This window comes from Stenotrophomonas rhizophila, from assembly GCF_020857975.1.
In the GTDB taxonomy this organism is placed as follows: Bacteria; Pseudomonadota; Gammaproteobacteria; order Xanthomonadales; family Xanthomonadaceae; genus Stenotrophomonas; species Stenotrophomonas rhizophila_C.
In genome coordinates, this window is sequence record NZ_JACWUO010000028.1 from 20,503 (window position 1) to 27,949 (window position 7,447).

The 7,447-nt window shown below is 69.0% G+C and carries 8 protein-coding genes; 4 read left to right on the top strand and 4 right to left on the bottom strand.

All coding sequences use genetic code 11. From position 1 onward, the window contains the following. Positions 1 to 97: 97 nt before the first annotated feature. Both IC535_RS17850 and IC535_RS17855 read right to left on the bottom strand, forming a co-directional pair. Positions 98 to 2,053, bottom strand: coding sequence for an acetyl-CoA hydrolase/transferase C-terminal domain-containing protein (locus IC535_RS17850; RefSeq protein WP_228887616.1), 1,956 nt, complete (start codon positions 2,051 to 2,053; stop codon positions 98 to 100). A 31-nt stretch (positions 2,054 to 2,084) separates the two neighbouring features. Next, positions 2,085 to 2,642 (bottom strand): flavin reductase family protein, encoded by a 558-nt coding sequence (locus tag IC535_RS17855; RefSeq protein WP_228887615.1) that lies wholly within the window; start codon positions 2,640 to 2,642, stop codon positions 2,085 to 2,087. Between the two features lie 116 nt (positions 2,643 to 2,758). Here IC535_RS17855 and IC535_RS17860 point away from each other — a divergent pair, with 116 nt between their 5' ends. The 3 genes from IC535_RS17860 to IC535_RS17870 are packed head-to-tail and all read left to right on the top strand — an operon-like array spanning position 2,759 to position 4,897. Further along, the gene (locus IC535_RS17860) at positions 2,759 to 3,124 is read left to right on the top strand and encodes a BlaI/MecI/CopY family transcriptional regulator (RefSeq protein ID WP_228887614.1); all 366 of its coding nucleotides are present in this window, start codon (positions 2,759 to 2,761) and stop codon (positions 3,122 to 3,124) included. After that, complete coding sequence (locus tag IC535_RS17865; protein ID WP_228887613.1) at positions 3,117 to 4,334, top strand: M56 family metallopeptidase; 1,218 nt, start codon at positions 3,117 to 3,119, stop codon at positions 4,332 to 4,334. Before IC535_RS17860 ends, IC535_RS17865 begins: the two co-directional genes overlap by 8 nt. Before the next feature lie 29 nt (positions 4,335 to 4,363). Next, positions 4,364 to 4,897 carry a hypothetical protein gene (locus IC535_RS17870; RefSeq protein ID WP_228887631.1) on the top strand — a complete coding sequence of 178 codons (534 nt, stop codon included), beginning with the start codon at positions 4,364 to 4,366 and terminating at the stop codon, positions 4,895 to 4,897. Positions 4,898 to 4,921: 24 nt separating this feature from the next. On the opposite strand, the gene IC535_RS17875 is transcribed toward IC535_RS17870, so the two are convergent. Further along, the gene (locus tag IC535_RS17875) at positions 4,922 to 5,731 is read right to left on the bottom strand and encodes an MBL fold metallo-hydrolase (RefSeq protein ID WP_228887612.1); all 810 of its coding nucleotides are present in this window, start codon (positions 5,729 to 5,731) and stop codon (positions 4,922 to 4,924) included. A 10-nt stretch (positions 5,732 to 5,741) separates the two neighbouring features. Further along, positions 5,742 to 6,566 (bottom strand): S1/P1 nuclease, encoded by an 825-nt coding sequence (locus tag IC535_RS17880; protein WP_429000415.1) that lies wholly within the window; start codon positions 6,564 to 6,566, stop codon positions 5,742 to 5,744. A gap of 98 nt (positions 6,567 to 6,664) precedes the next feature. Between IC535_RS17880 and IC535_RS17885 the strand changes: the two genes are divergently transcribed. Beyond that, positions 6,665 to 7,366: an aspartate/glutamate racemase family protein gene (locus IC535_RS17885; RefSeq protein ID WP_429000417.1), complete on the top strand. Its 702-nt coding sequence runs from the start codon at positions 6,665 to 6,667 to the stop codon at positions 7,364 to 7,366. Positions 7,367 to 7,447 lie beyond the last annotated feature (81 nt).

The following is a 7,447-nucleotide window of genomic DNA, read 5'->3' on the forward strand; positions in this document are numbered from 1 at the left end:
TCGGTACGCAAAGGCCGGGGATTTCCCCGGCCTTCTGCGTTTGCGCGGTCCGACCATGGGTCGGATCTACCTGTGCGATATCCGAGCCTGGGCGGACCTACCCGGCGGTGCGGGCCAGGCCCAATCGCACCAGCCGCGCCTGGATGCGCTCGCCCAGATCCTTGGGCGCTTCCAGCCCCATCCGCTGCAGATACGTCGCATCGCCATCGCCAGCCGGCTGCATCAGCGCGGCCAGCACGGTGCGCAGTTTGGCCGCGCGCGTGGCGGTGTTCTGCTTCAACCAGCCCAGCGCCTTGACCAGGTGCTGTTCCACTTCGGTGAAGTCGCTGCCCAGCGGGTAGTCGGGCAGCAGCCCGGCCTGGCGGAATGGCGCCAACGCCGCACGGACGGCCGCAGCGGTATTGCGCTGCTGCCAGTGCGCCGGGGCGAGGAAGGCGGCGTCCAGCTTCTTCGCTGCCTGGGCGGTCTGCAGCAGCCCGGCCTGGAAGGCGGCATCGGTGATGCCGGCCATGCCGATCACGCAGTCCTCGTCGGTCAGCCCGCGCAGGTCGGCGATGCCGTATTCGTTGATGTAGATATCGCGCAGGTGGCGCGGGATGGTGGTGTGGCCATAGTTCCAGCGCACGTTGGACTGCAGCCGGCCCTTGTCCTCGCGCACGGCGCGGAACAGCAGTGCGCTGCGCGCTTCGGGCAGGGCGTGGGCCATCGCCACGAAGTTGTACTGGCCGCCCACGCCGGACACCACCCGGCCGTCCTCCAGCGCATCGGATACCGCCGCGCCCAGCGCGGTGGCCATCATGCATGAATTGAAGAAACGCGCATGCCGGCGCTGCAGCCGTTCCAAGGCCTCATTGCCGCCATACAGCTGGTTGATCTCGCTGATCCGGCGCATGCCGATCGCACTGCGTTGTTCGTCGGGCAGCTCGCGCAGCCACTGGTAGAACTCCGGCGAGCCCAGGTAGAACGCGCCATGCAGGTACTCGCCCTCGGCCTCCAGGGTGGCGTGGTCGATGGTCAGGGTGCTGCCGCTTTCAATGCGTTCCATCAGCGCCAGGTCGTCGTGCACCTTGCGCCGGATCACCCCGGTCTGCACCAGCCGGCGGAAGCCTTCGTTGAGCATTTCGCTGCAGCCGTACAGGCCGATCTCGAACGGCTCCAGGCCGCCGCATTCCAGCACCGCCGGGTGGCTGGCCAGGCGCGGGTCGAGCGCATGCAGGATCTGCCGGTAACGGGCGTTGTCGGTATGCCGCAGCACCAGCGCGTGGCTGATCGCATCGGCCAGGGTGCCGATGCCGATCTGCAGCGTGCCGCCATCGCGGACCAGCGCGCTGGCATACAGGCCGATGGCGTAGTCGGCGTCGCCGACCGGTTGGCGGGGCAGGCCGAACAGTTCGGGGTAGGGCCCCGGCGGGGTGATCACCAGGTCGAAGAAGCTCACATCCACCGTGGCCGAGCCGCCCAGATAGGGCAGCTGCGGGTCGATCTCGGCGATCAGCAGCGGCCGCGGCAGGCCGCGCGCGGCCATCGCATCCAGGGTGTCCTGGGTGATGTCGTTGTTGCACGACAACGACAGGCGGCGGTCGTCCGGGCGCATCGCCACCTTCTGCACGATCGCATGCGGCGCGCGCTGGGCCACCGCATCGGCGGCGTGGGTGTAGTTCAGGCTGGTGTAGTTGCGCTGCGCCTGCGCCGAGCCGAGCAGGGCGCCGGACTGCATGTAGAACTCCTCCACCTGCACGTGCGCGGGCAGGCGGTCGGCGGCCACCGCGTCGGCGTAGGCCAGGCGCGGGAATTCCGCACCGAAGTGACGTTGCGCGAACGGGCCCATGAAGCGCGCTTCCAACCCATCGGCGCCAGCCTTGGGCGGATTCAACGACAGCGCGGTATAGATCTGCAGCGGCCGCGACGCGTCGTGCTCCACGCGCGCATACAGGGCATTGAGCAGCCGGTGCGGCTTGCCCAGCGCCAGGGGCGCACCGATGCGCAGGGGGCCGTCGACGCGCTGCAGCAGCCAGTCGATCGCAGCGTCGAGGTCGGTGAGGTGTTCGGTCATCCAGCGCCATCCTGCAGAGGTATACCGGCCATTACAGCATTCCGGGCTTGAACAGACCGCGACGGGAGACTTCCGCGCCGGACCGCATGAACTGCCCATCGCCACGGTAATGCAGGGTTTTAGGCAGTTTGGGCACTTTGGCCACGTGCGCCTTGACCACCTCCCAGATGAAGAGGCCGTGCCGCTTGACCTGGCTGGCGTCGTGCAGGCGGCACTCGAAACTGGCCGGGCACTGCGCCAGCAGCGGCGCGTCCACCGCGCTGGCGGGGGTGGTCTCCAGGCCGAAGCGTTCGAACTTGTCCACCTCGGCTCCGCTGCAGTTGCCGATCCCCACGACCGTGTCGAGCAGGTCGGCGGTGGGCAGGTTGAGCACGCACTGGCGGCTGCGCCGGATCAGTTCGAAGCTGTGGTTGCCGCTGGAAATCATCGTGCCCAGCAGTGAGGGCGTGAATTCCAGCACCATGTGCCAACCCAGGGTCATCACGTTGCGTTGGCCCTTCCAGGCCGAGCTGACCAGTACCACCGGGCCGGGCTCGAGGAAGCGGCGCACCTCGGCGACCGGGTAGTCCAGCTTTCGGTAGCGTCTCATCACGGCCTCCGGGCAATGGCCCGATCCTCGCAGTGGGCGCATGAAACGCCCGTGGAAGGGCTTGACACGGGGAACAATTACGTCCGTAATCGATCCATCGATTACGGATGTAAATGATGAGCCAGATCAGCGAAGCCGAAGCCGTGGTGATGGACGTGTTGTGGCGCAACCATCCGTTGGGGGCCGATGAGGTTGTGGCCGCGCTGGCCGGCCGCGACTGGGCCGAGCCCACCATCAAGACCCTGCTCAACCGCCTGCTGACCAAGGGCGCGGTCAGCGCCGGCCGCGACGGCCGCCGCTATCTCTACTCACCAGTGCTGCAGCGCCAGGCGTGGGTGGCCGAGCAGAGTACGGGCATGCTCGACAAGCTGTTCGATGGCCGGGTGGCGCCGCTGGTGGCGCATTTCAGCCAGCGCGGGCAGCTGAGCGCACAGGACATCGCCGAGCTGAAGCAGCTGATCCAGGCGCTCGACCATGACTGACCTGATCAACGGCGTGGTGCAGGCCAGCGTATGGCTGGCGGTGGCGGTGCTGCTGCTGGCCGCGGCGCGGCCGTTGCTGCTGCGCCTGGGCGGGGCGGCGTTGGCCTACCGCAGCTGGTGGCTGCTGCCCTTGGTGCTGGCGGCGTTGTGCCTGCCATTGCCTTCCGCGCCGATGGCCGATGCGGCGCCGATGCGGGCCATCGGCGGCGTCCTGCGGGCTCCGGTGGTGCCGGCCGAAGCGGCGCTGTGGCCCATGCTGTTGCTGGCGGCGTGGCTGGCCGGTGCGCTGGCGATGGCGGTCGCCGGCTGGCGCGCGCAGCGCCGCTTCGAACGTGCGATGGGCCCGCTGCAGCCGCGCGGCGATGGCAGCTGGCGGGCCAGTGCCGACCCCGGGCTGCCCGCGCTGGTGGGCCTGTGGCCGCCGCGCATCGTGGTGGGCCCTGCCTTCGAGCAGGACTTCAGTCCCGCCGAGCAGGATCTGATCCTGCAGCACGAACGCAGCCATCGCCGCCACGGCGACCCCTGGGCCAATGCCGGGCTGGCGGTGCTGCGCTGCGTGTTCTGGTTCCACCCGTTGCTGCCGTGGGCGGCGCGCCGGTTCCTGCGCGACCAGGAACTGGCTTGCGATGCACGCACGGTCGACCCGCATCCGGCCCTGCGCCGGCTCTATGCCAACGCGCTGCTCAAGGCGCAGTTGGTCCACCCGGTTGCGCCGATGGCCTGCCACTGGCGCAGCCAACCGCTGTTGAAGGAGCGTATTGCCATGTTGAAGGAACACAAGCCGAAGGCATTGCCGTGGATGACCGGGCAGGTGCTGACGTTGGGGCTGTGCGTCGGCGTGGGAACGGTGGCGTGGGCCAGCCAGGGCACGCCGCCGTCGATCCGTGCCGAAGCGCCTGCATCGGCGCCGGCGGCCCCAGGCGATGTGGATGCCAAGGCGCCTGACCTGGCGCCGCCGAAGTATCCCAAGGCGGCGTTCGAACAGGGCATTTCCGGCAAGGTGGTATTGCGCGTGGAAGTGGATGCGGTCGGAAAGGCGGGCAATGTCCGCGTGCTCAGTTCGACCCCGGCCGGTGTGTTCGACGAGGCCTCGATCGCCGCGGCCAGACAATGGACGTTCGTGCCGGCGCGCAGGGATGGAACCGCCGTTGCGTCGGTGCTGAGGATTCCGTTGACCTTTGAACTGGACGAATCGGGCCCGGCGCTGTGAAGCCGGGTCTGCTGGCAGTGGCGCTGGCGATGCTGGCGGCCGGCTGCGCCGGTCACCCGTCGCTGGCCACGGTGGATACGCGCGCCGAGAACGTGAACCTGCAGCGCCTGCGGGACGACGGACAGGGTGGGGCCGGTGCGGTGCAGCCGTATCAGCTGCGCCCCAGCGAGGGCTATCGGATGCCGCAGTTGTACGCCGCGCCGGACCCGGTGCTGGGCGAGCGCGATCCACGCCGCGAGCTGGCCCCTACCATGGTCTGCCTGCAGGTGGTGGTCGACGCCGAAGGCCGCGTGGAACGCAGCATGGCGTTGCTTGATCGCACCGAATGCAGCGCGGGCAACGCCGCCGAGAACGCGCCACTGCTGCAGGCCGCACAGGAGGCGGTGGCGCAGTGGCGTTACGTGCCTGCAGCGGTGTGCCATTACCCTGCCGGGCACGTGCCGCGTGATCGCGGTGACTGCGCTGGCGCCGAGCGCATTGAGCCGGTGCCGGTGAGCCTGCTGTACGCCTTCACCTTCGAGATCGTGCACGGCCAGCACACCGTGCGCCGCCAGGGGCGTTGATCGCCATGCCGGCCCGGGCCGGCATCACGACCGGTCCGGCCCGCCCTGCAGGTTGGCCTTCACCGCCGGGTGCATCAGCCTGGGTTCGTCCAGGCCGGCATCGCGGGCCTGTCGGGTGGCAACGAACTCCGCTTCGCTGACCCCCTCATGCAGGTGGATGTTGTGCGCGCGCTGTGCGCCGATGGTGGTCTGGTTGGCCACCGCGCGGCCGCCGGGGCCGTAGTCGTGGCAGATGAACACGCGGGTGGCGTCGGGCAGCGCGAACAGGCGCTGGATCGAACGGTACAGCTGCGCGGCATCGCCACCGGGGAAGTCGCAGCGGGCAGTGCCGCCGTCGGGCATGAACAGCGAGTCGCCGGTGAACAGCACATCACCGATGCGGTAGGCCACGCTGTCGCTGGTGTGGCCGGGCACGGCGATCACTTCGGCATCGATGTCGCCGAGCGCGAAGCGTTCGCCGTCGGCGAACAGATGATCGAACTGCGAGCCGTCGGTGGGCACCTCCAGCGCATAGCGCGGGGCGAAGCTGCGCTGCACCTGCACGATGCCGCTGCCCATCGCCAGCGTCGCCACCGGCCACTGCTGCTTGAGCCAGCGGCCGGCACTGATGTGGTCGGCATGGGCGTGGGTTTCCAGCAGCCAGCGCACCTGCAGGCCGTGGTCGCGCACGTGGGCGAGCAGCGGTTGCAGCGGGCCGGTGCCGAGCGCGTCGGTGTCCGGGTCGTAGTCCAGCACCGGGTCGATCACCGCCGCCTGCAGGGTTGCCGGATCGTGCACCACGTAGCTGAATGTATGGCTGTCGGGGTGGAAGAAACTGGCGACATGCGCGGTCATGGCGGAAACCTCAGCGTTTGCCCAGGGTGGCGTTGAGCAGCACCGCCAGGCGTTCACCGGCCAGGCGCAGCTCCTGTTCCGCGACCGGGCGGTAGGTCGCGGCGTAGTCCGGGCCAAGCGTACGCTTGGCCGGGTAAACGCCAGGTGCAATGGCGATGCGGCAACTCGCCTGGGCCCATTCCACCGCGTCGGTGGCAATGTTGGAGCGTTGGCCCAGCTTGGGCGCGGGCAGGGCCAGCAGGCGCTGCAGGTACTGGTCATCGTCCAGTCTGGTTTCATTGAGCAGGCCGCTGTCCCACAGCGAGTGCAGGTTGGTACCGCGGTTGTTGAACTGCACCTGGAAGTCGTTGCCGCCCTTGTCGTGGCCGTAGCCGGCGTGCATGGGCTGGTGGATGTCCCCGGCGAAGTGGACGACGAACTTCAGCGCCTGCGCGCGCTCGGCATCGGACTTGCTGCGGTCGCCGAGGATGGCGGTCTGCGCCTTGAGCGCTTCGACCACGCAGTTGCCGCCCTTGCAGTGCTTCTGGGCCTGGTAGTGGCAGTCGTCCTCGCCGATGTTGACGTAGTGCCAGCCGGCCGAGCGCTTGCCCAGGCCGGGATCCTTTGCGCGCAGCTGGTCGGCCCAGGGGGCGATGGCGTGCAGGGTGGGGTCCGGTTCGCCGGCCAGCAGGCGGTCCACTTCGGCCTGCGCCTGCGGGGTGAGCCGGGTTTCGGCGACGCGGGCGACCAGCCGGTGGCCCTGCGCGCCCCAGGCCAGGGCATCGGTGGAAACGAAGGCGAGGGCCAGTGCCAGGGCAGTGGCCGGAATCAGGGAGGCGATCTTCATCGGCTGCATTCTAGCCGGCGGCCTGGCCGCCGGGCTTGCCCGGATCTGGCCGACCGCGGGGCCGGACCGCTACGCTGGGGCCGTGGCCAACCATGGGAGCGGCGCCGATGCACAAGGTTCTGGGTTTGATCGGGGGGATGAGCTGGGAGAGTTCGGCGCACTACTACCGGATGATCAACGAGCAGGTGCGCGATGCGCTGGGCGGGACACACTCGGCGCGGCTGCTGATGTGGTCCTTCGACTTTGCCGACATCGAGGCGTTGCAGCGGGCCGGCGACTGGCCGGCGGCGACCCGGGCGATGGTCGATGTGGCGCGCCGGTTGGAGGCGGCGGGGGCCACGGCGATCGTGATCTGTACCAATACGATGCACTTGATGGCCGATGAGGTGCAGGCAGCGATAAGCGTGCCGTTGCTGCATATCGCCGACCCGGTGGGAGAGCTGATCAGGGCCGCAGGACTGCAGCGGGTGGGGCTGCTGGGCACGGTATTCACGATGGAGCAGGATTTCTACCGGGCGCGGCTGGCGCAGCGGTATGGGCTGGAGGTACTGGTGCCGCCGGCGGACGATCGCGCGCAAGTGCACCGGATCATCTATGAAGAACTGGTGCAGGGCAGGGCGCTGCCGGCTTCGCGCGAGGTCTATCGCGGGGTGATGCAGCGGCTGGTGGGCCGTGGCGCGCAGGCGATCATCCTGGGCTGTACGGAGATCATGCTGCTGGTCGGCGCCGACGATGCGTCGGTGCCGTTGTTCGATACGGCCGCGCTGCATGCGCAGGCGGCGGCAGCGCATCTGCTTGCGGCCGGGTAGGCAGAAAAAAAGGTTCTTCGCCCGTCTCCGGGGCTACAGCCCATCAAATGCTGTGGCATTGCGGAGGACATGCCACCGGGG